Genomic DNA, 26,386 nt, shown 5'->3' on the forward strand with positions numbered 1-26,386 from the left:
CCGACGCGGAACCTTCGGGCGAGCAGGGCCTCCTATCTGGCTTCTCCGCTTCTTTCCCCACCCCGTTTCGCCCGATGAATGAAATCCGCAATGCCGCCGCCGAGCTCGCTCTTTTTCGCCGCCGCGTGGTGGTGGTCGGTTGTGCGGTGCTGTTCGGATTCGGACTGATCGGCGCGCGGCTGGTCTACCTGCAGGTGGTGCGCCATGAAACGCTGGCGGACCGGGCCGAGAGCAATCGCACCGCGATCGTCCCCGTGGTTCCCAACCGCGGGCAGATTCTCGACCGCAATGGCGTGGTGCTGGCGTCCAACTACGCGGCCTACACGCTGGAGATCACGCCGTCGAAGGTGGGCGACATCGCCACCGTCGTCGACGAGCTGGGCGAGCTGCTCGAAGTGACGCCCAGGGACCGCCGCCGCTTCCAGCGCCTGCGCGAGGATTCGCGCAGCTTCGACTCCCTGCCCATCCGCACCCGCCTGAGCGATGAAGAAGTGGCGCGCTTCGCGGCGCAGCGCTACCGCTTCCCCGGCGTGGAAATCCGGGCGCGGCTGTTTCGCAGCTACCCGCACGGCGAGGTGGGCGCGCACGTGATCGGCTACATCGGCCGCATCAACCAGCGCGAGAAGACCGCGATGGACGACTGGGAGGAAGACGAGCGCGCCAACTACCGGGGCACCGACTACATCGGCAAGGTCGGCATCGAGCAGAGCTACGAAAAGGCGCTGCACGGCCAGACCGGCGTGGAGCAGATGGAAACCTCGGCCGGCGGGCACGCGGTGCGCCGCCTGTCGCGCCACCCCGCCAGGCCGGGCCAGACGGTGATGCTGTCGCTCGACATCAAGCTGCAGAAGCTCGTGGAAGAGATGTTCGGCGAGCGCCGCGGCGCGCTCGTGGCCATCGACCCGAAGACCGGCGAGGTGCTGGCCTTCGTGAGCAAGCCCACGTTCGACCCCAACCTGTTCGTCGAGGGCATCGACACCGAGAACTGGAAGGCGCTGACCGAGTCGCCCGACAACCCGCTGCTGAACCGCGCGTTGCGCGGCACCTACCCGCCGGGCTCCACCTACAAGCCCTTCATGGCGATGGCGGCGCTGCAGACCGGCAAGCGCAGCGCGGACAAGGTGGAGAACGACCCGGGCTTCTACAACTTCGGTGGGCGCACCTTCCGCAGCCACCGGGGCGGGCTGGGCGGCGTCGACATGCACCGGGCCATCCAGTTCTCGAGCAACACGTATTTCTATTCGCTGGCCGCCGAGATGGGCGTGGACCTGATCCACGACTTCATGGCGCCCCTGGGCTTCGGGCAGTTCACCGGCATCGACCTGCAGGGCGAGTCGCGCGGCGTGCTGCCCAGCAGGGCATGGAAGCGCGCGGCCTACCGGCGCGCCGACATGAAGACCTGGCACCCGGGCGAGACGATTTCACTGGGCATCGGCCAAGGCTACAACAGCTTCACGATGCTGCAGCTGGCCTCGGCCAACGCCACGCTGGCCAACGGCGGTGTGCGCTACCAGCCGCACCTGGTGCGGGCCATCCGCGACACGGCGACCGGCGAGGTGGTGCGGCAGGTCCAACCCCCGGCCCAGGACCTGGGCTATGCGCGCAAGCACGTCGAGGTGGTGCGCGACGCGATGGTGGCGGTCACCAAGGGCGGCACCGGCACGCGCGTGTTCGCGGGCGCCGCGTACACCTCGGCCGGCAAGACCGGCACCTCGCAGGCCGTGGGCCTGAGCCCGAAGGCGCGCGCGAGCGGCAAGGCCCTGGAGGCGCGCCAGCGCGACCACGCGCTGTACATGGCATTCGCCCCGGCCGAAGACCCGACCATCGCGGTGGCCGCGATCGTCGAGAACGCGGGCTTCGGCGCGGCGCACGCGGCGCCGATCGTCCGGCGGGTGTTCGACTACTGGATTGCGGGGCAGTACCCGAACGACGCCGACATGGCGGCGGTCCAGGTGGGGAAAGCCGGCGCGCCCATCGGCAAGCCGCTGGTGGCCAGCGAGGTGCCGGTGGTGGACGACGGTGCGCAGGGGGATGAGGCTGCGGTGCTTTGAGGGGGCAGGGCGAAGCGTCAACCCGGCGCGAGTCGCCGGGCAAATCAGTCCGCCACGGAGGCAGTCCGCTGCGTTGCGTGGTTGTAGACCGTGTGCTCGCCGTCGTCCCACACGCGCAAGGTGACGTCGGGGTTCGTCGCGGCTTCCCGAAGTCCGATCAATAGCTGGGAGGCGCCGGGGCGTCGGCGGGGATGGCGCCGGGTTGGAAAACCTGCGTGAAGTCGCAGCACTCCTGTGCAAGCAGCACCGTGGAGTCGATCAACGTGCTTCGCTGCTCGCTCCTGCTCATTGCGACGTAGGTGATGTCGGGGATTGCGGGCGTGACCTTGAGGGGTTGCAGCAAGCCCAGGTCGACCATGGCCCTAGTCGTCGTCGCGCACCCGGTACTGCCCCATCAGCGTGCGCTGCACGGTCGGCGGTACGGCCTCGTAGTGCGACAACGTGAGGGTGTAGCGCCCCTGGCCGCTGGTCATCGCATTGAGCCGCGACTGGTAGTTGGCCAGCTCGACCTCGGGCACCTGTCCGCCGATGGCCACCGTGCCGGCCCCCAGGCCCGACGTGCCGGTGACCAGGCCGCGCCGCGATGACAGGTCGCTCGTGACGTCGCCCACGGCATGCTCGGGCACGGCGATCTCGATCTGGACGATCGGCTCGAGCACGGCCGGTTGCGCCTCGCGGATCGCCGCCATGAAGGCCTTGCGGGCGGCGGTCGCGAAGGCGATGTCCTTGCTGTCCACGCTGTGGTGCTTTCCGTCGTACACCACCACGCGCACGTCGACCACGGGGTAGCCGGCGATCGCGCCGTAGGCCAGCACTTCGCGCACGCCTTTCTCGACCGCCGGGATGAACTGGTTCGGAATGGCGCCGCCCCTGACTTCGTCCGCGAACTGGAACCCCGCGCCGCGCGCCAGCGGCTCGATGCGAAGAAAGACTTCGGCGAACTGGCCGGCGCCGCCGGTCTGCTTCTTGTGGCGATGGTGGCCCTCGGCCGGCGCGGTCACGGTCTCGCGGTAGGCGATGCGTGGCGGGCGCGTCAGGACCTCGAAGCGGTACACCTCGCGCAGGCGTTCGAGCACGAGGCGCAGGTGCAGTTCGCCGAGGCCGTAGAGCACCGTCTCGTTGGTCGCGGCCACATGCTCGATGCGCAGGCACGGGTCTTCGGCCGCGAGCTTGCCGAGAATTTCCCAGGCACGCTGCTCGTCGCCGTGGCGCTTGGGCTCCACCGCCAGGCCGTACACCGGCACCGGGAACGGCAGCGGCGCGAGATGCACATGGCTGTCTTCGGCCGCATCGTGCAGCACGGCATCGAAATGGATCTCGTCGACCTTGGCCACCGCCACGATGTCGCCGGGCACCGCGCGCGACACCTCGACATGGTCCTTGCCCTGGAGCATGAACAGGTGCCCTACCTTGAACGGCTTGCGGCCGTCGCCGATGTAGAGCTGGCTGTCGCGCGTGACCGTGCCCTGGTGCACGCGGAAGATGCCCATCTTGCCGACAAAGGGGTCGATGGTGACCTTGAACACGTGCGCCAGCACGTGCAGCGACGCATCGGGCAGGGCCTTCATGGGTTGGGCCTGCGCGCCTTCGCCCACGATGAACTCCGGCGGGTTGCCCTCGGTCGGGTCGGGCAGGAGCTTGACGATCACGTCCAGCAACTCGGCCACGCCGGCGCCGCTGCGCGACGACACGAAGCACACCGGGATCAGGTGGCCTTCGCGCAGCGCCTGCTCGAGCGGCGCGTGCAGCTCGGACGGGTCCACGTCGCCTTCCTCGAGGTAGCGATCGACAAAGGCCGCGTCGACCTCGACCACCTGCTCCACCAGCGCGCGGTGCGACGCTTCGACGGGCCCGAAGTCGGAGCGCCCGAAGCGGTTGAAGAAGCAGTCGATCACCTGCCGGTTGACCCCGTCGGGCACGTTCAACGGCAGGCATTCGCGGCCGAAGGTGGCCTGGATGTCGGCCAGCAGGCCCGCCAGCGAGATGCCCTGCGAGTCGATCTTGGTGACGACGATCATGCGGGCCAGGTGGCGCGAGGCCGCGTACGCCATCATGCGCACCGCCATCGGCTCGATGCCGGTGGCGGCATTGATGACCACCGCCACCGTTTCGACCGCCTCGAGCGCCGGCAGGCTCTGGCCGAGGAAATCGGGGCCGCCGGGCGTGTCGATGAAGTGGATGCGCGTGGCGGCATGCGTGAGGTGCATCACCGAGGCGTTGAGCGAATGCAGCATGCGGCGCTCGAGCGGGTCGTGGTCGCTGACGGTGCTGCCGCGTTCGATGCTGCCGCATGCGCCGATGGCACCGGCCTTGAACAGCAAGGCCTCGGCCAGCGAGGTCTTGCCGGAAGCCGCGGCGCCCACGAGCGCCAGCGTTCGCACGGCTTCCACTTCGGCCGCGAGGCCGTTCGATCGGCTTGGCATGGCGGGACTCCTTTGCGCGTCCGCAAGGCCGGCCCGGCGGCCCGCAGGGGCTCGGGTGTTGCGCGTGGACGCCGGGTCAGCGTACGGGATTGACCGTGCCGATGCAAGCTGGGGAGGGCGCGCCGGTCGGCCGATCCGGTCGCTGGCGCGGGGCCCGCTGTCGGGCGCCTGGCTCAGGCACGACGTGCGGCCTCACGACGGCCGCTCAGGGCTCCCGCGGCGCGAGGCCTTCGGATGGCGGCCGGTCGGCGGGCAGCCTGCCCAGCCGCGACGAGGTCGCGCGCTCCGTGCGGATCTTTCGCAGCGCGTTCGTCAGCGCCTGCGGGCTCGTGTTGAGCTGCCTCGCCGCCTTGGCCGGGCGCATGCCCTCGACCAGCACCAGCCGCGCGGCGGCGAGGGACGGGGTGGCCTGCAGGTGCAGCAGCTCGGCCACTTGCCAGAACTCGGCCGAGGTGAAGGTGCCGAGGTCCGGCGGCAACGAGCGCGAAGGGACGGCCTGGCGTTTTTCGAAAACGCAGTGGGGGGCCGGGTCCATCTCCCCGACCCGCGCGATCAGGGCCTCGAGGTAGGCCTGCGTGGCGGGGGTGTTGGAAACCCAGTTCGAATGGACGACCAGCTTCGTCCCGTCGTCGGGGAACGTGTGCTCCCAGCTGACCCTCAACTCCGTCATGGCTGGCTGCGGAACGAGCGCATCGTGGGGCGGCTCGTTTCCATGTGATTTTTTTGCATTCGTGCAGTATGTCGCGACGGCTCGCGAATTCGTTCTTCGATGTCGCCAGTGTGACCGATGAAGGTGGGTTTTATCCCGTGCTTTCGGTGTAGGCGAATGGAAGGACGGGCTGCCTCGCGGCGATGTGACACGCGAGGCCTGGCGGCCACCGGGGGCGAGCCAAGAAGAGGCGCACGAACACGCGCCGCGCGCGGCCGGCGCGGCGGGGGCTGTCTTCCTTGCGGTCTGCCCGCCCTAGGCCGATGCGGCCGATGGCTGGGCGGATGTGGCCTGCGGTTGTTCCTGCGAAGTGCGAACCGGCGCGGGCGGCCCGCAGTCGTCCGGCATCTTGCGCGAGATGCCTCTCACGAGATGGCGGGGGACGTGGTGTGTCTTGATGAACAGTGCCAGTGCCTCGCTGCGCGCGGGCTCGCAGACCGGTAGAAACATGTGCAAAGCGCTCATGGTGTCGTTCCGTCGATGCCAGGCAGGAAGGCGGCGCACCCGCTTGTGCCGGGTGGCTGGCGACCCCTGGCATGGCCGCCCGGCGAGCATTATGAGCGCCTGGATCAACCGCGTTGGCGCTGATGTTTTAGGGCGGTCCGGCCACGCCAGAATGCTTGCTTGTCAACAGGAGCACACCCCATGGGCCACACCGCAACGATCGTCTCCACCGACGTCAATTTCACCCACCGCATCCAGGTCGGCAAGTTCCAGCTCGTGGCGGACGAGCCGGCATCGCTGGGCGGGCAGGGCGCGGGGCCGGCGCCTTACGACTACTACCTGGCCGCGCTCTCCGCCTGCACCGCGATCACGCTGCGGATGTATGCGCAGCGCAAGGGCTGGGAACTCGGCGAGTTCAAGGCCGAGCTGAGCTTTTCGAAAGACGCGGACGGCAAGGCGCACATCCACCGCGTGCTGCATGCCAGCGCACCGCTCACCGATGCGCAGTGGAGCCGCCTGCTCGAGGTGGTGGCCAACACGCCGGTCACGAAGACCATGCGTGAAGGCGCGGAGATCACGAGCGAGCGCGGGGCGGCTGCGGCCTGATCTGCGGCCGGTCAGAAGGCATGCCGGATGCCGACGTCGTAGCCCGTCGACGTCGTCGGCACGAGCGACGCGCTGCGCAGGTAGGCCGGGCCGCCGATGGTGATGGCGGCGCCGTTCTTGTTGCGCAGCCGGGCCACGGTGGCGTACAGCGCGGTGCGCTTGGACAGGTTGTGCAGGTAGCCCAGCGCGATCTTGCTGGCCTGCGGGTCGGGGCGGTTGTCGTTCAGGTGCTCGTCGTAGACGGCCCGTGAATAGGTCGCGCGGATCACGCCCACACCCACCGGCACGGTGACGCCGACCAGCGCGCTGTTCAGCGTGGCGTCGGGCAGCGGCGAGACAGGCGGCCTCGCGTAGTCGCGGCCGGCCTTGCTGCGGTTGACCCCTGCGTAGAACTTGGCGAAGTTGAAGTCGTAGGTCAGCCCCAGGCTTGCGAGCTGCACCTCGTCGGTGGTGCCTGCGTTGTAGTCGTCGCCGGTCGTGCTGCGGCCGAAGGCAACGCCGATGTCCAGTGGTCCCTTCGCGTAGCCGAAGCGCGCGCCGATGTGGCGGCCGGTGCGCGTGCTGTTGGGCGGTGGCGGCGTGGTCCACAGCGTCTGCTTGGTGCCTTCGTGCAGCGCGTACATCGCCTGGCCGTAGAAGCCGCCCAGGTTCGGCGGCAGGAAGTAGGCGATGGAGTTGTTCGCGCGCGAAACGCGGTCGAGCCGCGAACCGGTGTTGGCGATGAAGGTGAGGGCGGCACCGGCGCCGTTGAAGCTGAAGGGGTCGACCAGCACGTCGTTGACGAACACCGGCATGTAGTCGCGGCCCACCCGCAGCTCGCCGAAGGTACCCAGCAGGCTCAAGGTCGAGCGGCGCGAGAAGGTGGCGATGCCGGTGGCGCCGTCGTCGTTGGTGACGGGGGCTTCGAGCCAGAACGCCGCCGCCATGCCGCCGCCGAGGTCTTCCTGCCCCATGAAGCCCAGCCGGCTGCTGGCGCTGCGGCTGTTGGCCAGCTCGGTGCGCGAGAGCGAGACGCTGCCGCCGAGCGGCGACAGGTTCTGCGCCCGGTTGGTGGTCGAGGTGATCGAGGCATCGAGCACGCCGAAGATCGTGAGGGTGGACTGGGCGTGCGTTGCACCCGATGCGGCAAGGGCCAGGGCCAGGGTGGCCGGGGCGGTCAATCTCTTCTTCATGCGTTCTGTCTCCGTTGTTGTGCTGAGGGCTGCGTTGCCGGCCGCGATTCTTCTTTTGGGGCGGGGGCACAACAAATGAAAATTGAGACCCAGGGGTCTGCTTTGCTTATGGCTGGGTGCCCCGGCCTCAGGGACACAACCCATGGCCGCGCATGCAAGGGGCGCTTAGCATCCGGGCTTTCCCGCCGAGGCCGTCGCGGCCTGCTCCCGTGCCATGACTCCGTCGTCTGCTGTTCTTTATGCGCGTCTCATGACGGGGGCGCGCTTTCGCCATCTGCAGGCGTTTGCCGCCATCGCCGAGTTCGGCAGCGCGCAGCGCGCGGCCGACGCGATCGGTCTCACGCAGCCCGCGGTGACGCACCTCGTGGCCGACCTGGAGGAGTTTCTTCAGTGCCCGCTGTTCCATCGCCATGCGCGCGGCATGCGCATGACGGACATGGCGCGCGAGCTGTTGCCGTTCGTGCAGCGCTCGCTCGCCACGCTCGAGGCGGGCACGCAGTTCGTGGCCTTCCGCCAATCGAGTGGGCACAGCATCGTGCGCGTGGGTGCGATCCATGGCGCCATCAACGGGCTGCTGGTGCGGGCGCTGCCGGCCTTCGGGCAATCGAAGCCCGACATCCTCGTGCAGCTGCAGGAGGCCAATGCCGCGGAGTCGAGCGCGTTGATCTCGAATCGCGAGGTCGACCTCATGCTGTGCCGTGAGCCGCCGGTGTGGCCCGAGGGCTGGGAGTTCGCCGACCTTCTGCCCGACCGGCTCGTGGTCGTCGCGGGCCCGAACCATCCGCTGGTGCGCAAGCGCGGGCTGCGCCTGCCGGACCTGCTGGACGAGATGTGGCTCATGCTGCATCCCGCGACCCATGCGCGAAAGACCTTCGATGCCCTCATGGCCGCACACGGCACAGCGGCGCGCTACCGCAAGCTCGAGGTCCGCTCCAGCGCGATGGTGCTGGCCCAGTTGCAGAGCGAGACGCTGCTCAGCTTCACGCCCTACAGCGCGATGCGCCAGTTCATCGACATGGGGCAGATCGCACTGATCGATGTGACCGACCTGCCCGCGTTGCCGCCGTTGGGCATCCTGAGCGTGCGCGATGAACGCGGCGAGGCCGCGAACCTGCTGAAGGACCATCTGTTCCGCTTCGCTGCGAAGCACCCCTGAAGCTATAAGCAGGATGCATGGCTGGGGCATGCAAGGCATTGGTTCTCGACGGGGCGTCATTGAAGAATGGCCTTTCCCGTTCATTCCAGCGACATCCATCCGACCATGCCAAGAAGAACCCGACTCCTCGCTGCCGCGCTGCTGTGCGCCGCGGCCTTTCACGGCCATGCCGCACCGCCCGAGGCTTACCCGAACAAGCCGGTGACGGTCGTGGTGGCGTACCCGGCGGGCGGTTCCGTCGATGCCATGGCGCGGGCGCTGCATGTGGCGCTCGGCAAGCAGCTGGGGCAGCCGGTGCTGATCGAAAACCTCGGCGGCGGTGCCGGCGCCATCGGTGCCGCCAAGGTGGTGCGTGCCCGCGCCGACGGCTACACGCTGCTGCTCGGCTCGGTGAATGAAGTGGTGCTGGCGCCGCTGGTCAATCGCGCCGTCAGCTACAAGACCGACGACCTGGTGCCGGTGGCGCGCGTCGGCGACTCTTCGTTCGTGCTGGTGGGGCGCCCCGGCATTGCCGCGCGCACCACCGACGAGCTGATCGAGTTCGCGCGCAAGAACCCCGGCGCACTGAGCTACGCGACCTCGGGCATCGGCACCTTGCAGCACGTGGTCATGCGCGACATCCAGGAGCGCAGCGGCACCTCGATGCTGCACGTGCCGTACAAGGGCGGCTCCACGCAGGTGACCGACCTGCTGGGCGGCCAGGTCGACCTGACGCTGGTGGCGCCGGCCACCTTTCCCGAAGCCATCGAGAGCGGCCGTGTGCGCGGCTTCGGCACCACCGGCCTGCAGCGCGACGAGCTGCTCAAGCACGTGCCCACGCTCAACGAGAGCAAGTACCTCAAGGGCATCGACCTGAACACCTGGCTGGGTTTCTTCGTGCCGCGCCACACGCCGCCGGACGTCACGCAGCGCCTGTCGGCCGCCGTCGATGCCGTGCTGGCCGACGACAAGGTGGCGGCGAACCTGCGGCGCATCGGCTTCATGCCGGCCGCCGCGGGCGCGCGCCCGGGCTTCGCCGAGGTCGTGGCCGAGACGCAAGGCAAGATGCAGGGCATCGTCTCGCGCATGCCGCCCGAGAAGAGCGAGGTGGCGCGATGAGCCTCCTCGACCTCGCCAACCGGCACATCGACGAGATCGCGGCCATCCGCCGCGACATCCACGCCAACCCCGAGCTGGGGTTCGAGGAGGTCCGCACCTCGGCGCTGATCGCCGGCAAGCTGCGCGGCTGGGGCATCGAGACCCACGAGAAGGTCGGCAACACCGGCGTGGTCGGTGTCGTGCGCGGCCGGCGCGCGGGGGCGGGCGCCATCGGCTTGCGCGCCGATATGGACGCCCTGGCCCTGTGCGAGCAGAACACGCTGGGCCATGCCTCGACGGTCCGGGGCCGCATGCACGCCTGCGGCCACGACGGCCACACGGCGATGCTGCTCGGCGCGGCCCAGGCCCTGGCCGAGAACCCCGACTTCGAGGGCACGGTGCACCTGATCTTCCAGCCTGCGGAAGAAGGGCGCGGCGGCGCGCTGGCGATGCTCGAGGCGCAGCTGTTCGAGCGCTTTCCCTGCGACCGCATCTTCGGCATGCACACCATGCCCGCGCTGCCGCTGGGCCAGTTCGGCATTCGCAGCCACGCGATGATGGCGGCGTCGGGGCGATGGCAGGTGCGCTTCAACGGCACCGGCGGCCATGGCGGCGCCTACCCGCACCTGTCGACCGACCTGAGCGTGGTGTTGGCGCACTTCATCCTCGGCCTGCAGTCGATCGTCAGCCGCAACGTGGCGCCGACCGAGCCGGCCACCGTCAGCGTGGGCCACATCGGCGCGGGCGATCCCGAGGCCATGAACGTGATTCCGGCGGAGCTGCGCATCTCGGGCACCATGCGCGCGTTCTCGGACGAGGTGCAGGCACTGCTCGAAAAGCGCCTGCGCGAGCATGCGGAGCACGCGGCCGCCACCGAGGGCGCGTCGGTGCACGTGAAGTGCTGGTGGAACTCCGTGCCGCTCGTGAACGACCCCGACGCGACGCGCAATGCGATCCGCGCCGCACACGACGTGGTGGGCCTGCAGGCCGTGAATCCCGAGCAGGCGCCGTTGACCGGTGGCGATGACTTCGCGTTCTTCGCGCGCAGGCGCCCCGGCGCCTACATGCTGATCGGCAACGGCCTGGGCAAGGGCGACGGCCAGGGCGACGTGCACACGCCGTATTACGACTTCAACGACAAGGCCTTGCCGCTGGGCATCGCCTACTGGCTCTCGGTCGTCAACAAGGAACTCGGCGGCACGCTGGGCGCGGCATGAGCGCGTGCGTCGATCTGCGCAGCGACACGGTCACGCGACCCACGCCCGCCATGTACGAGGCGATGCAGCGCGCGCCCGTGGGTGACGACACCTACGGCGAAGACCCGACCGTCAACGCGCTGCAGGCGCGCATCGCCGGCATGCTGGGCTTCGAGGCGGCGATGTTCGTGTCGTCCGGCACGCAGGCCAACCTGTGCGCGGTGCTCGCGCATTGCGGGCGCGGCGACGAATACATCGTCGGCCAGATGGCGCACTGCTACCGCTGGGAGGCCGGCGGCGCTGCGATGTTCGGCGGCGTGCAGCCGCAGCCGCTCGACCACGCGGAAGACGGAACTCTGCCGTTGGCGGCGATCGCCGACGCGATCAAGCCGGACAACGAGCACTTTGCCGTCACGCGGCTCCTCGCGCTCGAGAACACGCTGGGTGGGCGATGCCTGCCTGATGCGTACCTGAGTGCGGCGACCGATCTGGCGCGGCAGCGCGGCCTGTCGACGCACCTGGATGGCGCGCGTTTGTTCAATGCGGCCACGGCCTCGGAGGCGACGTTGCCCGAGGCCGGCGCGCGGCGCATCGCGGGGCATTTCGATTCCGTGTCGGTGTGCTTCAGCAAAGGGCTGGGCGCGCCGGTCGGCAGTGCGCTGTGCGGCAGTGCGGCCTTCATTGCGCGGGCGCGGCGCGTGAGAAAAGCGGCGGGTGGTGCGATGCGGCAGGCCGGTGTGTTGGCCGCAGCGGCGCTGCATGCGCTGGACCACCATGTCGAGCGGCTGGCCGAAGACCACCGGCTGGCGAGGCTGTTGCATGAAGGCATTTGCGACCGCCCCGGCGTGCGTGCGGAGGCGCCGCAGACCAACATCGTGTTTCTTGATCTGGCCGATCGGGGGCAGGACACGGCGCGTGCGCTTCAACAGCACCTGCAAGAGAAAGACATCCGCGTCTCGATGCTGTACGGCCGGCTGCGCCTGGTCACGCACCGGGACGTGGATGAAGCCGGCGTGCTGCGCGCCCTCGATGCGCTGCGCGAATTCCTGAGGCGGTAGCCGTACCGCCGCTCAGCGCCGCGAGATCACGCGAACCACCGGTTCGCTGTGCACGCGGAAACCCATGCGCTCATAGATGCGCCGCGCGCCCGCGTTGCCTTGCATCACATGCAGCACCGGCACTTCGCCGCGCTGCATCTGCTGCGCCACCAGGCGCGTGACGAGGCGCTTCGCGTAGCCCTTGCCTTGCGCATCGGGATGCGTGCAGACACCGCTGATCTCGCGCAGCGTGCCGGCGGCCATGCGTTCACCGGCCATCGCCACGAGCCGGCCGTTGTCGTCGAAGCAGCCGAAGTACTCGCCGAGCTCGATGGTCCGCGTGGAGAAGGGGCCGGGGCGGGTGAGGGCGGCCAGGGCCAGCACTTGTTCTACATCTGCTGCGCCGAGCCGGACCACATCAGGAAGCGTGTCGGCCACGGGCGCAGGCGCGTCCCAGATCATCTTCACGATGACCGACTCCATGTCGACCTGCCAGGTGGACGGCGCGGTGCCCGACCAGCCGATGGCATAGAAGTGCTCGTCCGGCGTGCAGAAGGGCAGGAGCGCGTCGAGGTCGGGGTGCAGGGCATCGGCAAACCCGACGATGGGGGAGAAGCCTGTGGCGTAGCGGCGTGCGGTCGATGTGCCGGCGGCAAAAGACGCATGCGGGCCTGAGAGGGCGTGCCAGGTGAGGTTGGTGAGGAGGTCTGTCATGGGGGCTGGATTGTCTCGGTCTGACAGGAACCGTTTCGGCGCCGTCCGCTGTGTGGGGGCGGCGCCTCCTCGTCGAGGACGAGGAGGTGTGTCGCGTCGCGCGGCGAGGGTGGCCTCGCCGGCATTAGCGACTCAGCGCATCAGCACTTCATGGCCGTGGCTTGTGCGGCGAAGGCGTCGGAAGCAGCCTTGCATGCAGCGCCGAGTTGTGCGGCGTTGGCGCCGTAGCTGGCCCAGGTGGCCTTGGTCTGCTCGAGGCTGCCCTTGAGCGCATCGGCGGCGGCACCGCTTTGCTTGCCCACGCAGGCGCTCACCTTGTCCAGGTATTCCTGGCATTCCTTGGGCACGTCGGCCGATGCCGTGGTGGTGGCAGTGGGGGCTGCAGCGGCCGGCGCGCTGGCGGCCGGGGCGGGTGCCGGCGTGGCCGGTGCGGTGGCAGCAGGTGCTGCGGGTGCGGCCGGCGCTGCGGGCGTGGACTCTTGCTTCGAGCAAGCGGTGATGGCGGCAGCCACGAAGATGAGTGCGAGCAGTTTGTTCATTTTTGTCTTACATGAGCGAGTTGGATGATGTGCCTCGTCTCGTGTCCCGCAGCGCGCGCTGAGTGCGCCAGGAACGCAAATATCAAGGCCATTTCAGTATCGCCGTGTTGCAGCGGCTTGCCTGTGACTGGAACGTGGTCAGTTGGTTTGCAGCGACGCAAATGGCACAAAAATCGTCTCTTATTGTTAATTCTTGCCGGGCTGTGATTGCCGTGCCGCGCAGGCCGGCGGCCGTAGCGCAAGGCCGGCAAGTCCGGGGCGCACGCATCAAGCTGCGATTCAGTGAAATCCAATTGATCATTTGGTATTACATCAATCCAAAGCTGGATCTGAAGCGGCGTTGGCTGGGCGCATGGACAGCCGGTCGCGCTGTCGTCAGCACAGCGATCGCGAGCATCTCAATGAACTTCCCGCATTGGCGTGCAGTTGTTTTTCCAATTCGATTTGCATGTAGTAAAAATAACTACATACATTGAAAAAATACGCATTATTTGGTGATTCACATGCCGCACGCCAATTGCGTTGATCGCATGGCGCCTCTCGCTCCGTCGAATTGAAGTTCAGCGCTTCGACGGACGCTGTTTACATTCCAATTGGCCGACCCGCGCATTGCCGGACTCTCGTTCGGCTGAAAAGCCGACGCGCGCCCGTCGCTCGCGATTCAAGGCGTTCGCTAACCGCTGGCCGGGGTTCTTGCCAGGGGTGGAGCGGAATATCACGGAAATCCGTAGGTGAATGCGACGTCATCGGGGTAACAATTGTTTTCGGCAAATAGTAAAAACACCGATTGAACGTTGCTTTATGTTCAAAGGTATTGATTTGGCGAAGTTTGCGTTCGTAAACGGTGGACACAATTGAGTATTTGTCGTCACACTTCGGCGCATGCCCAGTTCCAAACTGCCCCAATTCCTCCGCCCTCGTTCTCATCGATTTGCGCTGGAAAGCCGGCAGCTTTTTGATGGGGCCGCTTTTGTAGAAGCCGCCGCCGCGGCACCTCCGGATGCGTCTCAGGGCCAGCACGTGGAGGCGCCGCATGCCGCCGACGCGGCGCCCGTCACCGTGCCGCATGGGCGTGAAAGCATGGCCGAGGCGGCTCGCGCGCCTGCGCAAGCAGACGCGCGATCGGGCCCGGCCAGCGAGGTCTACGTCGTCGACAAGAATGTTGCCAATTGGCAGCAGCTCGCCGCCGCGGTGCCGCAGGGCGCGCAGCTGATCCTGCTGGACACCGGATCGTCCGGCGTCGAACAGCTGCGCCAGGCGCTCGAAGGGCGCACCGGCCTCACGGCACTGCACATCCTCAGCCACGGCACCGCGGGCGAGATCACGCTGGGCAACGAGACGCTCGGCGTCGCCAGCCTGGCGCAGTCGGCAGGCGCCTGGCAGGCGATCGGTGCGAGCCTCGACGTGAACGGCGACATCCTGCTCTACGGGTGCGACGTGGGGGCCGACGGGCAGCAGTTCGCGCAGGCCCTGAGCCGTGCGACCGGCGCGGACGTTGCGGCGTCGAACGACGCCACCGGCGCGGCGTCGCGCCGGGGCGACTGGTCGCTCGAAGTCGCGACGGGCCTCATCGAGACGCGCGCCTTTGCCGCCGCCAGCTACGACGGCCTGCTGGCCGCGCCGACTGTTTCGACGACCACGCCGCGCATCACGGTCAGCGAGCCCAGCACGCTCAATGCGCCGGGCGCCGACCGCGCCACGCTCAGCGGCTGGACGCTCACCGACGACGGCGCGGGCAACGTCACGGTCGACGTGACCGTCGAGAACCCCGCACTGGGCGCGCTGTCCAGCGCCAGCATGAGCGGCGTCACCACCGTGCCCGGCGGCTACCGCTTCGTCGGCAGCGTGGCCGATGCCAACGCCTGGATCAACCAGCTGGTGTTCACCGCCGCCGACACCGAGCTGGGCAACGCCACGGCCACCACGCGCATCCTGGTGTCGATCACCGATTCGGAAACGCCGGCGCTCACCGCCAACCGCGCGCTCGACGTGACGATCACGCCGTCGAACGACCCGACCACGGTGGCCGACGCGGCGCAGGCGGTCTCCGAGGGCGGCACCACGGTGCTGACCGGCACCACGCTCAACGCCATCGACCCCGAGGTGACGATCGGCTCGCAGAACACCGGCCAGATCGTCTACGGCATCGCGACCAACACCGCGCACGGCTACCTCACGCTCAACGGCGAACGCATCGGCGTGGGCTCGGTCTTCACGCAGGCCGACGTGCTCGCGGGCCGCGTCGCCTACGTGCACACGGCCACCGGCGCGGACCAGAACCTGGACGACAGCTTCGTCGTCGTGGTCAACGACGGCGCCACGCCGCTGGCCGGCTCCGACCACGCCACCATCACGCTGAACGTCACGCCGCTGAACCAGCCGCCGGTGGTCTCGGGCGGAGGCAGCGTGTTCGAAGGGCAGCCGCCCAACGCCATCGACACCAGCGGCAACCCGGCCTCGGTCGTGGGCAACTTCATCGTCGCCGACGGCGGCGGCGACGACGCCAGCGGCGACCTCACGGTGCGGCTGACCAGCCTGCCCACCGACGGCACGCTGTACTTCACGGGCACGGTGCTGATCGGTGGCGTGCCCCAGAACGTCACCAACCGCGCGATCACGCAGGCCGACATCGACGCCGGCTTCGTGTTCGGCTACGACGACCGCGGCGGCCTCACCTACGGCAACAACGGCCAGCGCGACAACAACGGGCAGAGCTACCCGTTCACCGACGGCTTCGGCGTCACGGTGAGCGACGCCGGCGGCGGCACGGGCACGCCGTCGTCCACCTCGGGCACCATCGCCATCAACGTGCGACCGGCCAACGACGACCCGGTGCTCGACCCCGGCAGCACGCTCGAGGCGACCGTCGACCCGGCGGGCGGCGGCTACACCGTGACGCTCACGCCCGGCATGCTCGGCGCGACCGACGTCGATTCGAGCGACGACAACCTGACCTTTGCCGTCACCTCGATGAACGGCCTGAACCAGGGCTACCTGCTGCTCGACGGGAAGATCCTGCCGCCGGGCGGCACGTTCACCATGGAAGACGTGCGTTCGGGCCGCGTGCAGTACGTGCAGACGCAGGGGGCGGCGGCGGGCGACACCGACACCTTCAGCTTCCAGGTGGTCGACAACACGCTGGGGCCCACCTGGGACGCGAACGGCAACACCGTGATCCGCGAGGGCGCCGACCGCAACCCCGACGGCACGCTGAAGACCTACGAGTTCACGATCAACCTCGTCGAAACCCCGACGGGCAACGGCAATCCGCTGCAGACCATCGACGGCACCGTCACCACCTCGGGCTCCAACCACGCGGGCACCGACCAGAACGGCGCCACGCGCGGCACGCTCAGCGAAGGCGGCTCGGTGGTGCTGGGCGGCACCGGCGCCGACTTCAACATCGTGCCGGGCCTGAGCTACACGGTCGACGGCGTGCCGCCGTCGCAGGTGATCTACACCGTCACCGACTACACCGGCACCACCGGGCCCGTGCGCAACGGCGTGCTGCAGCGCTTCGATGGTGCGAACTGGATCGACATCGACACCTACGAGACCTTCACGCAGGAAGACCTGAACGCCGGGCGCATCCGCTTCCAGCACGACGGCGACGTGGAAGACTTCGAGTCGGCCGTGTCGCTCTCGGTGACGGCCGGCGTCGCCGTCGGCGGCGTGCGCAACGTCTGGAACACCAGCTTCGCGTTCTTCATCACGCCGGTCAACGACGTGCCCGTGGCCACCGGTTCGTCGAACACGGTCATCCGCGAAGGCGAGACCGCCTACCTCACGACCGGCCAGATCCGCGTGGTCGACGCGGACGATGCCGCGAGCGAGAACTACCTCGAAGGCTCGGCCACGCTGCTGAACGGCGACCCGAACTACGCCTTCAACAACGGCACCAGCGGGCCCGGCGCGATGCAGTTCGAGTTCGACAGCCTGCCCGCCGGCGGCGTGCTGCAGTACTCGCCCGACGGCGGCACCACCTGGCTGACCGTGACCGTGGGGATGCGCATCGACGCGTCGCTCATCACCGGCAGCGCCGGCACCACGGGCCTGCGCTTCGTGAGCGACGGCTCCGAGGTGCGCGCCACCGAGTTCAACGTGCATGCCGTGGACCGCTGGGGCGCCGCGTCGAACCAGGTGAAGGTCGGCATCCAGATCACCAACATCAACGACGCGCCGATCATCGCGGCCGACCCGACGCAGCCCGACCCACCCGGCGGCACCACCGCCAACAACCCGCTGGTCGTGACCGAGGGCGGGCGCGGCCAGATCACGCCGGGCATGCTCACGGCCTTCGACCCCGACAGCACGCTCACGCAGCTGCAGTACACGATCACCTCCGTCACCACGCACGGGCGCATCATGTACTCGACCGACGGCGTCAACTTCGTGGCGCTGGGCGTGGGCTCCTCGTTCACGCAGGCCGACGTGAACGCCGGCTACATCTACTACACCAACTCGGGCGACGAGTCCGACGGCGCGACCTATCCCGGTCCGCCGAGCGACCGCTTCACCTTCACGCTGAGCGACGGCGACAAGGAGCAGACCGGCGGCCAGTTCTGGATCTACGTCACGCCGCTGAACGACGCGCCCACGGTGACCGCGCCTGCGGGGCCGATCGACATCGACAGCAGCACCCCGGCCAACAACCCGGTGCCCGGCTTCAGCGTCGACGACGTCAACCTCGACGTGATCCTTCCGGTCGAGACCGACTTCCTGCAGGTCACGGTGCGGCTGACCGACGCCAGCGGCAACCCGCTGTCCGCGGCCGACTATGCGGACGTGAACATCGGCTGGGCGCCGGCCAGCGGCGCCACCGTCGACGGTGACAAGAACGGAAACGGCGACTTCCTCACGCTGCGCGGCACGCGCGCCCAGGTGAACGCGGCGCTGGCGGGCCTCACGCTCACCTTCGCCACCGACCGCGACCAGGCGCTGCGCCTGCAGGTCATCGTCGACGACCGCGTGCGCGACACCGCCACCGGCGCATTGCAGCCTGGTGCCAACGGCGGCCCGCAGAACGAGCCGACCGTGCCGGGCGGGCCGAACATCCCGGTCCCGACCACCGAGTACGACTGGTACACCGACACCGTGCCCACCACCGGCGACATCAAGGGCAACATGGCGGCGGCCTCGGTGCTGGTGCGTGCGTCGAGCGTGAACGACCCGGGCGTGCTGGTCGTGCCGCCCGCGCACACGGTCTATGAAGACCAGCCGACCTACATCGGCGCGGGCTTCGTGGTGTCGGACCCCGAATCGGCGGCCTTCGACACGCCCATCACGCTGCGGCTGACCGTGCCCAACGGCACGCTGGGCATCGGCGGCACCGGCGGCCAGACGAGTTTCACGCTGCCCAGCGGGCGCATCGTGACCATCGCCGGCGACAACACCGGCGCGCTCACGCTCACCGGGCGTGCCAGCGACATCCAGGAACTGATCACCAGCGGCGCCGCCACGGGCCTGACCTACCGCAGCGCGGCGGACGTCAATCACGACCTCAACGGCGCCGACGCCGGCGACGTGACGCTCCTCGTCTCCTTCGACGACACCGGCTCGCAGATCGGCGGCGACACCGGCGGCGGCAGCGTGTCGAACAACCCGCCCGACATGACGATGGCGCTGACCATCGTGGCGGTCAACGACGCACCGACGGCCGGGCTCACGCCGGGCATCAACCCGAACACGCCGTTGAACCTGACCGGCGGCGACACGCCGTCGGCCGTGCCGGGCTTCGTCGTGGGCGACCTGGACATCGACGGCGACGGCGGCGGCATCGCGCCCGGCGAGGCCGATTTCCTGCAGGTCACCGTGCGCATCACCAACGGCGCGGGCACGCCGCTGGGCGCGTCGTTCTACCAGGACGGCGGCAGCGACGTCATCACCATCACCTCGGCCAATGCAGCCGGCTCGGGCGTGACCATCGACAGCACCTACGACGGCACCGGCAGCGCGCTCGTCATCCGCGGCACGCGCGCGCAGGTGCAGGCCTACCTCGACGGCCTGCAGGTGGCGCTGGGCGGCGGCCTGGCCAACACCGACCAGAACTTCCGTGTCGAAGTCGTCGTGGACGACCGCCTGCGCGAGAACAGCAGCGGCGCGCTGGCGGGCGGCGCCAACGGCGGCGACAACAACAACACGGGCGGCGGCACGGTGGCGGTGCCCACCACCAACGTCGATCCCTATGCGCTGATCCCCGCCGGGCTCACGGCCAACGTGGCCTCGGCCTACCGCACGCTGTTCCCGTCGTCGATCAACGACCCGGCCCACATCGCGGCCGGCAACCCGACGGTGAACGAAGGCAACGGCAGCGTCACGCTGACCGGCCTCACGGTCACCGACCAGGACGCGGGCGCCACCAGCGTGCTGACGGCCACGGTGTCGGTGCCCAACGGATTCGTCATCAGCGACGTGGGCGGCAGCGGCGGCACGGTCAGTGCGACCGGTGGCCCCACCATCACCATCACCGGCACGCTGGCCGAGATCAACAGCCGCATCAACGCCATTTCCGTCGCACTGCCCAACGCACCGGGCGTGGCAACGGCGGCCGACTGGAACGGCGCCTTCACCGTGACCGTCGTGGTGGACGACGAGGGCAACACCGGCGGGCGCCCGGGGGCCCTGGCGCCCGGCGACAACAGCACGACCGGCACCTTCACTTACGAAGACGGCGTCAGCAACCACCTGGTCACCACACGCACCTTCGTCTTCACGGTGGCACCGGTCAACGATGCGCCCGTGGTGAGCGGCAGCACCGAAACCCTGCTGCCGGTCAACGAAGACGTGGGCACCAGCGCCGCAGGCACGCGGGTGGACACGCTGTTCAGCAGCCACTACCGCGATGGCGCCGACCAGATCGACAACAGCGGCAACGGCGGCACCGGCGGCAGTTCGTCAGACACCTTCTTCGGGGTCGCGATTTCCGGTCACACCCCGAACGCTGCGCAGGGCAGCTGGCAGTACCTGCTCCCAGGCGGGGCCTGGACCGACGTGGGCGCGCGCACCAACGCCAACGCCCTGGTACTCGGTGCGGACGCGCAGCTGCGCTTCGTGCCCGCCGCGAACTTCCACGGCACGCCCACCACGCTGACCGTGCGGCTGGTCGAGACCGACACCAACAACGACAGCGCCACGGCCGATCCCACCTCGGGCTCGACGGTCAACGTGGCGGGTGCCAACAACGGCGGCAGCACCGTCTACAGCGGCGGCACCATCGTGCTCAGCACCACGGTGATCAACGTGAACGACCGGCCGACCGCCACCGATGCGACCGTGCCCGCCGGCGTCGAGGACGTGACGGGTGCCGGTGTGCGGGTCGACACGCTGCTGGGCGGCGGCTACGGCGACGCGATCGACAACCAGACGGCCATCAGCGGCGGCGGCGATGCATCGACCTCGTTCGGCGGCATCGCCATCGTGGGCAACAACGCCAACGCCGCGCAGGGCGCGTGGGAGTACAGCCTGAACGGCACCGACTGGCTCGCCGTGCCGACGGGCGCCTCCGACACCAGCGCCTTGCTGCTGCCCACCAGCGCGCAGCTGCGCTTCGTGCCGGCGGCCGACTTCAACGGCACGCCCGGCGGGCTGGTCGTGCGCGTGTCCGATGCGCCGGTGGCGGCGGGCAGCGGCGACATCAGCGCCACCGTCAACGACGCCACCAGCCAGTGGTCGGTGCTGCGCAACGTGTCGACCACCATCGCGCCGCGCAACGACGCGCCGGTGATCGGCGGCACCACCGGCGCGACCGCGGTGGAGAACAACCAGACCGGCACCGGCGTCAGCATTCCGCCCGTGGCGCTGGTCAGCGGCGGCACCGTGGGCGACCTCGACCTCACGACCACGCCCGGCCTGGCCGCCGGCGTGTTCGGCGCGGGCTCGCTCACCGTGAGCCTGGACGGTTACCAGCCAGGCGACCAGCTGTTCGTCAACGGCGTGCTGCCCGCGGGCGTCACCGTCTCGGGCGGCAACGGCGCGCCGCTGGTGGTGCAGTTCGACGCCGACACCACCGTGGCCGAGGTGCGGGCGGTGCTCGACCAGCTGTCCTACCGCAGCAGCAGCGACAACCCGACGGCGTTCGGCACCGACAACGAGCGCGTCTACACCATCGTGCTCAACGACGGCAACAACGTGCAGCCGGGCGGCAACGCGGGCGGCCCGCAGCCGCTGAACAGCAACGTGCTCACCGGCACGCTGACCATCACCGCCGTGAACGACCCGCCGATCGCGGTGGACGATACGCACAGCATCGACGAAGACACGGTGTCGGTCGGCAGCAACGTCATCACCGGCCGCATTCCGGGCGAGGCCGACTCCGACCCTGACAACACCACCGCACAGCTGAGCGTCACCAGCATCCGCACCGGCCCCGAGTTCGGTGCGGGCTCGTCCGGCACGCTGGGCAACCCGCTCACCGGCACCTACGGCAGCATCGTGCTGAACGCCGACGGCAGCTACACCTATGCGTTGAACAACACGGACCCGCGCGTGCAGGCGCTGATCGTCGGCGAGACGCTCACCGACCTGTTCACGTACACCATCTCCGACGGCGCCGGCGGCACCGACACCGCGCAGATCACCATCACGATCCGCGGCGCCAACAACGACGTGCCGGGCATCACGGTGACCGACGCCAACGGCAACGCGACCGGCCAGGTGACGGTGCACGAGTCGGGCCTGACGAGCGTGGGCGACACGAGCGAGACGGCGGGCGCCGGCTTCAATATCGCGGCGGCCGACGGCGTGGCGAGCATCAACGTGGGCGGCACGATGGTGACGCTGGCGCAGCTGCAGGCCCTCACGCCGGGCGCACCGATCACGATCAACACGCCCGACGGCCAGATCCGCCTCACGGGCTTCAGCGGCACCACGCTGTCCAACGGCGTCGTGATCGACGGCACGGTCAGCTACACCTACACGCTGACCTCGGCGCAGAACCACAGCGCGGGCGAAGTGACCGAGGCGGTGCCGCTGAGCGTGACCGACCGCGACGGCGACGTGGCCAGCGGCACCCTCACGGTGCTGATCGTGAACGACGTGCCCACCGCGAACCCCGACACCAACAGCGTCACCGAAGACACCGCGCCGAACCCCGTGAGCGGCAACGTGAAGACCAACGACCGCGAGGGCGCGGACACGGCCGTGCCGGTGACCGGCGTGAGCTTCGGCGGCAACGCAGGCACGGTGGGCAGCGCGCTGGGCATGGAATACGGCAGCATCGTGCTGAACGCGAACGGAACCTACAGCTACACGCTGAACAACAGCGACCCGCGCGTCAACGCGCTGAAAGACGGCGAGACGCTCACGGACACGGTGAGCTACACCCTCACCGATGCCGACGGCGACACCTCGACCACCACGCTGACGATCACCATCCACGGCCGCACCGACGCCAGCCCCGAGATCGTGCCGGTGGACGGCAACGGCGCGGCCACGGGCCAGACCGAGGTCTACGAGCGCGGCCTGGTCGACGGCCCGGGCGGTCCCGATGCGCGCGAGAACGGCAGCGGCGTCGTCACGGTGTCGGCGGCCGACGGCCTGCAGACCGTCACCGTGGGCGGCCGCACGCTGACGCTGGCCGAGCTGGCCAACCTGGGCACCACGCCGGTCGTCATCACGACGCCGCTGGGCACGATCACGCTGACGGGCTTCACGGCCACCACCTCGGTGGGCGGCGTGCCGACGGCGGGCAACCTGGCCTACACCTACACGCTGCGCGCGCAGGTGTCGCAGCCGAACGCGACCGAGAGAACCGAAGCCATCGACCTGAAGGTGACCGACGCCGGCGGCGCCACGGCCACGGGCACGCTCACCGTGCGCATCGTGGACGACGTGCCGCAGGCCACCGACGACGCGGCCGCCATCACCGAAGACGCCGCGCCGAACACGGTGTCGGGCAACGTGGCGACCAACGACACCATCGGCGCGGACGACCGCAACGTGGCGCCGGTGACGGGCGTGAGCTTCGGCGGCGCGGCCGGCACGGTGGGCGCGTCGATCACGACCACGTATGGCGCCATCGTGCTGAACGCCGACGGCAGCTACACCTACACGCTGAACAACGCCGACCCGCGCGTGCAGGCGCTGTCGGTGGGCGAGATGCTGACCGAGCAGGTGCGCTACACGATCACCGATGCCGACGGCGACACCAGCACCGCCACGCTGACGATCACCATCCGCGGCGCCAACGACCTGCCGGGCATCGCCGTCACCGACGCCAACGGCGCGGCGACCGGGCAGGTCACGGTGTTCGAGTCGGGCCTGGTGAGCATCACCGACACGGGCGAGCGTGTCGCCAGCAGCTTCAACATCACCGCGGCGGACGGCGTGGCCAGCATCAACGTCGGCGGCACGGTGGTGACGCTGGCGCAGCTGCAGGCGCTCACGCCGGGCGCGCCGATCACGATCACCACGCCCGACGGCCAGATCCAGCTGACGGGCTTCAGCGGCACCACGCTGTCCAACGGCATCGTGACCGGCGGCGCGGTCAGCTACACCTACACGCTGGGCGCTGCGCAGAGCCATCGCTCCGGCGGTGTGCTGACCGAAGTGACCGAGCAGATCCCGCTGTCGGTGACCGACCGCGACGGCGACGTGGCCAACGGCACGCTCACCGTGCTCATCATCAACGACACGCCGCAGGCCACCGACGACACGGCCGCCATCACCGAGGACGCGGTGCCCGACACGGTGAGCGGCAACGTGAAGGCCAACGACCGCGACGGCGCGGACAACGGCAACGGCGTGCCGGTGACGGGCGTGAGCTTCGGCGGCGCGGCCGGCACGGTGGGCGTGTCGCTCACGACCACGTATGGCGCCATCGTGCTGAACGCCGACGGCAGCTACACCTACACGCTGGACAACGACAACGCCGCCGTCAATGCGCTCAAGACCAACGAGCAGCTGACCGAGACGGTGCGCTACACGATCACCGATGCCGACGGCGACACCAGCACCGCCACGCTGACGATCACCATCCATGGCCGCCTGGACGGCGACCCGGCCATCGGCGCCGTGGACGGCAACGGCGCGGCCACGGGGCAGGCGGAGGTGCACGAGCGCGGGCTCGTCGACGGCATCGGCGGCCCCGACACCCGCGAGATCACCACCGGCACGATCGTGGTCTCGGCGAGCGACGGCATGCAAAGCGTCACCGTGGGCGGGCGCCCGCTGACGCTGGCCGAGCTGGCGAACCTGGGCACGACGCCGGTCACCATCGACACGCCGCGCGGCACGCTGGTGCTCACCGGCTTCACGCCCACCAGCTCGGTGGGCGGCGTGCCGACGACCGGCGAACTGACCTACACCTACACGCTGGACGCGCAGGTGCCGCAGCCGAACGCGACCGAGAGCACGGAAGACATCAAGCTGGTGGTGACCGACGCCGGCGGCGACACGGCCACGGGCACGCTCACCGTGCGCATCGTGGACGACGTGCCCGAGGCCGTGAACGACACCAATGCCATCACCGAGGACGGCGCGCCGAACACGGTGGGCGGCAACGTGAAGGCCAACGACACCCTCGGTGCCGACGACGCCAACGGCGTGCCGGTGACGGGCGTGAGCTTCGGCGGCGTGGCCGGCACGGTGGGCACGTCGATCACCACCACCTACGGGCGCATCGTGCTGAACGCCGACGGCAGCTACACCTACACGCTGAACAACGGCGACCCGCGCGTGCAGGCACTGGTCGTGGGCGACACGCTGACCGAGGTGGTGACTTACACGATCACCGACAACGACGGCGACACCAGCACCGCCACGCTGACCCTCACCATCCACGGTGCGAACGACGGCGTGACGCTGGTGATCGGCGACAACAACGGCCCCGACACGGCCGGGCAGGCCACCGTGTACGAGCGCGGCCTGGTCGAGCCGGGCGACGCGAGCGAGACGGTCTCGGGCAGCTTCTTCGTCACGGCGCCCGACGGCCTGGGCAGCATCGCGGTGCACGGCACCACGCTCACGCCGGCGCAGCTGGCCGCGCTCGGCACGAGCCCGGTCACCATCGCCACCGACCGCGGGCGCATCACGCTCACCGGCTTCGATGCGGCCACGGGCACCGTGCGCTACACCTACGTGCTGGGCGCCGCGCAGAGCCACGCGGGCGGGCAGGTCACCGACGACATCGCGCTGCAGGTGACCGACCGCGACGGCGACACCACCCAGGGCACGCTGCGCGTGCTGGTGATCGACGACGTGCCCACGGCACGCAACGACGCCACCGCCATCGGCACCACGCGCCCCGGCGCCACGGCGACCGGCAACGTGTTCGGCGGCGACGGCATGGGCGCGAACGACGTGGCCGACCGCCTCGGCGCCGACCACACGCCGACGCCGGTCACGGGGGTTTCCTTCGAGGGCGTGGCCGGCACCATCGGCGGTGCGACGGCAGGGCGCTACGGCAACCTGCGCCTGAACGCCGACGGCAGCTACAGCTATTCGGTGAACGCCAGCAACGTGCGCGTGGCCTCGCTGGGCGACGGCCAGACGCTGACCGAGGTGTTCGACTACGTCATCACCGACGCCGACGGCAGCACCAGCACGGAGAAGCTGGTCGTCACGATCAACGGCACCTCGCAGCACCGGCCGCTCGCGGGCGACCAGGTGTTCCCGGCCGACTTCGGCGACCCCAGCCGCCGCATCGACCAGTCGATGACCCCGGCGCTGTTCGTGCAGATCGCGGTGCAGGAGTCGCAGCGCCTGAGCCAGACGCTGTCGGGCGCGATTGCCGCGCGCGCGCTGGGCGGCGACCGCATCTTCGGCGAGGACCGTCCCACCGACCTGTGGGGCGAGCCGCAAGGCGTGGACTACGCCGACCACGTGAGCCGCGATGGCGTGTCGTTCTCGCTGCGCATGATCCGCGATGTGGAGCAGACGCTGGCGCTGCGCGGTGTCACGGCCGGCAAGCTGATCGACGGTGCGAGCCCGCTGTTCGGCGACTTTGACAGCTTCTCGGCACCGTACCCGCAAGCGCCGCAGGAGGCGCCGGCGCGCGACGGCGGGCGCATCGTGGTGCCGCGCGCCGATGCGGCGCATCCGTCCACCGAGGCCGCACACGCCGACGCAGTGCCTGCGGCCGGCAAGGCCGTGCCGGTGGCGCCTGCCGCCGACGGGCCGGCGCGCTCCTTCTCCAGCCGCGTGGCCGCGGCCGCCGTCGAGCGCGGCAACGTGCGCGACGCGATGCGGCATCCGCAGCGCGCCGAGCCCACCGTGCGCGTGCCCTCGAGTTGACCGACGCCAGTCCCTTCCCGGAACCACCGACC

14 protein-coding genes are annotated in these 26,386 nt (G+C 69.5%); 8 read left to right on the top strand and 6 right to left on the bottom strand.

Annotation, left to right across the window (positions count from 1 at the left end):
• The first annotated feature begins 74 nt into the window (after positions 1–74).
• Complete coding sequence (gene mrdA, locus AC3WQM_RS00415) at positions 75–2,051, top strand: penicillin-binding protein 2 (RefSeq protein ID WP_492676464.1); 1,977 nt, start codon at positions 75–77, stop codon at positions 2,049–2,051.
• Positions 2,052–2,208: 157 nt separating this feature from the next.
• Here the strand turns inward: mrdA and AC3WQM_RS00420 are convergent, their stop codons facing one another.
• The 3 genes from AC3WQM_RS00420 to AC3WQM_RS00430 form a co-directional block, all read right to left on the bottom strand.
• The gene (locus tag AC3WQM_RS00420) at positions 2,209–2,409 is read right to left on the bottom strand and encodes a hypothetical protein (protein WP_492676465.1); all 201 of its coding nucleotides are present in this window, start codon (positions 2,407–2,409) and stop codon (positions 2,209–2,211) included.
• Between the two features lie 4 nt (positions 2,410–2,413).
• Complete coding sequence (gene fusA / locus AC3WQM_RS00425; RefSeq protein ID WP_492676466.1) at positions 2,414–4,474, bottom strand: elongation factor G; 2,061 nt, start codon at positions 4,472–4,474, stop codon at positions 2,414–2,416.
• Positions 4,475–4,679: 205 nt separating this feature from the next.
• Complete coding sequence (locus AC3WQM_RS00430) at positions 4,680–5,144, bottom strand: hypothetical protein (protein ID WP_489058628.1); 465 nt, start codon at positions 5,142–5,144, stop codon at positions 4,680–4,682.
• A 684-nt stretch (positions 5,145–5,828) separates the two neighbouring features.
• On the opposite strand from AC3WQM_RS00430, the gene AC3WQM_RS00435 reads away from it, so the two are divergent.
• Positions 5,829–6,233 carry an OsmC family protein gene (locus AC3WQM_RS00435; RefSeq protein ID WP_492676467.1) on the top strand — a complete coding sequence of 135 codons (405 nt, stop codon included), beginning with the start codon at positions 5,829–5,831 and terminating at the stop codon, positions 6,231–6,233.
• 11 nt (positions 6,234–6,244) lie between these two features.
• On the opposite strand, the gene AC3WQM_RS00440 is transcribed toward AC3WQM_RS00435, so the two are convergent.
• Complete coding sequence (locus AC3WQM_RS00440; protein ID WP_492676468.1) at positions 6,245–7,405, bottom strand: porin; 1,161 nt, start codon at positions 7,403–7,405, stop codon at positions 6,245–6,247.
• A 250-nt stretch (positions 7,406–7,655) separates the two neighbouring features.
• On the opposite strand from AC3WQM_RS00440, the gene AC3WQM_RS00445 reads away from it, so the two are divergent.
• The 4 genes from AC3WQM_RS00445 to ltaE all read left to right on the top strand — a co-directional run bounded on the left by AC3WQM_RS00445 (position 7,656) and on the right by ltaE (position 11,892).
• Complete coding sequence (locus AC3WQM_RS00445; RefSeq protein WP_492676469.1) at positions 7,656–8,561, top strand: LysR family transcriptional regulator; 906 nt, start codon at positions 7,656–7,658, stop codon at positions 8,559–8,561.
• Between the two features lie 105 nt (positions 8,562–8,666).
• Positions 8,667–9,659 carry a tripartite tricarboxylate transporter substrate binding protein gene (locus AC3WQM_RS00450; protein ID WP_492676470.1) on the top strand — a complete coding sequence of 331 codons (993 nt, stop codon included), beginning with the start codon at positions 8,667–8,669 and terminating at the stop codon, positions 9,657–9,659.
• Positions 9,656–10,855: an amidohydrolase gene (locus AC3WQM_RS00455; protein WP_492676471.1), complete on the top strand. Its 1,200-nt coding sequence runs from the start codon at positions 9,656–9,658 to the stop codon at positions 10,853–10,855. Before AC3WQM_RS00450 ends, AC3WQM_RS00455 begins: the two co-directional genes overlap by 4 nt.
• A complete protein-coding gene (gene ltaE / locus AC3WQM_RS00460; RefSeq protein WP_492676472.1) occupies positions 10,852–11,892 on the top strand; it encodes a low-specificity L-threonine aldolase in 1,041 nt (346 codons plus the stop codon). Before AC3WQM_RS00455 ends, ltaE begins: the two co-directional genes overlap by 4 nt.
• A 12-nt stretch (positions 11,893–11,904) precedes the next feature.
• On the opposite strand, the gene AC3WQM_RS00465 is transcribed toward ltaE, so the two are convergent.
• Positions 11,905–12,585: a GNAT family N-acetyltransferase gene (locus AC3WQM_RS00465; RefSeq protein ID WP_492676473.1), complete on the bottom strand. Its 681-nt coding sequence runs from the start codon at positions 12,583–12,585 to the stop codon at positions 11,905–11,907.
• Between the two features lie 140 nt (positions 12,586–12,725).
• Entirely contained in the window at positions 12,726–13,124 is a 399-nt protein-coding gene (locus tag AC3WQM_RS00470) for a hypothetical protein (RefSeq protein ID WP_492676474.1), read from the bottom strand.
• 62 nt (positions 13,125–13,186) lie between these two features.
• On the opposite strand from AC3WQM_RS00470, the gene AC3WQM_RS00475 reads away from it, so the two are divergent.
• Positions 13,187–13,600, top strand: a complete 414-nt coding sequence (locus AC3WQM_RS00475; RefSeq protein ID WP_492676475.1) for a hypothetical protein — start codon at positions 13,187–13,189, stop codon at positions 13,598–13,600.
• 544 nt (positions 13,601–14,144) lie between these two features.
• Entirely contained in the window at positions 14,145–26,354 is a 12,210-nt protein-coding gene (locus AC3WQM_RS00480; protein WP_492676476.1) for a cadherin-like domain-containing protein, read from the top strand.
• Positions 26,355–26,386 lie beyond the last annotated feature (32 nt).

This window comes from Variovorax sp. FW301-JW7 (assembly GCF_058788795.1).

Excerpts from the sequence above, each read along its gene's own strand:
- mrdA (WP_492676464.1), top strand. The coding sequence starts at position 75 with ATGAATGAAATCCGCAATGCCGCCGCCGAGCTCGCTCTTTTTCGCCGC.
- AC3WQM_RS00420 (WP_492676465.1), bottom strand. The coding sequence starts at position 2,409 with ATGGTCGACCTGGGCTTGCTGCAACCCCTCAAGGTCACGCCCGCAATC.
- fusA (WP_492676466.1), bottom strand. The coding sequence starts at position 4,474 with ATGCCAAGCCGATCGAACGGCCTCGCGGCCGAAGTGGAAGCCGTGCGA.
- AC3WQM_RS00430 (WP_489058628.1), bottom strand. The coding sequence starts at position 5,144 with ATGACGGAGTTGAGGGTCAGCTGGGAGCACACGTTCCCCGACGACGGG.
- AC3WQM_RS00435 (WP_492676467.1), top strand. The coding sequence starts at position 5,829 with ATGGGCCACACCGCAACGATCGTCTCCACCGACGTCAATTTCACCCAC.
- AC3WQM_RS00440 (WP_492676468.1), bottom strand. The coding sequence starts at position 7,405 with ATGAAGAAGAGATTGACCGCCCCGGCCACCCTGGCCCTGGCCCTTGCC.
- AC3WQM_RS00445 (WP_492676469.1), top strand. The coding sequence starts at position 7,656 with ATGACGGGGGCGCGCTTTCGCCATCTGCAGGCGTTTGCCGCCATCGCC.
- AC3WQM_RS00450 (WP_492676470.1), top strand. The coding sequence starts at position 8,667 with ATGCCAAGAAGAACCCGACTCCTCGCTGCCGCGCTGCTGTGCGCCGCG.
- AC3WQM_RS00455 (WP_492676471.1), top strand. The coding sequence starts at position 9,656 with ATGAGCCTCCTCGACCTCGCCAACCGGCACATCGACGAGATCGCGGCC.
- ltaE (WP_492676472.1), top strand. The coding sequence starts at position 10,852 with ATGAGCGCGTGCGTCGATCTGCGCAGCGACACGGTCACGCGACCCACG.
- AC3WQM_RS00465 (WP_492676473.1), bottom strand. The coding sequence starts at position 12,585 with ATGACAGACCTCCTCACCAACCTCACCTGGCACGCCCTCTCAGGCCCG.
- AC3WQM_RS00470 (WP_492676474.1), bottom strand. The coding sequence starts at position 13,124 with ATGAACAAACTGCTCGCACTCATCTTCGTGGCTGCCGCCATCACCGCT.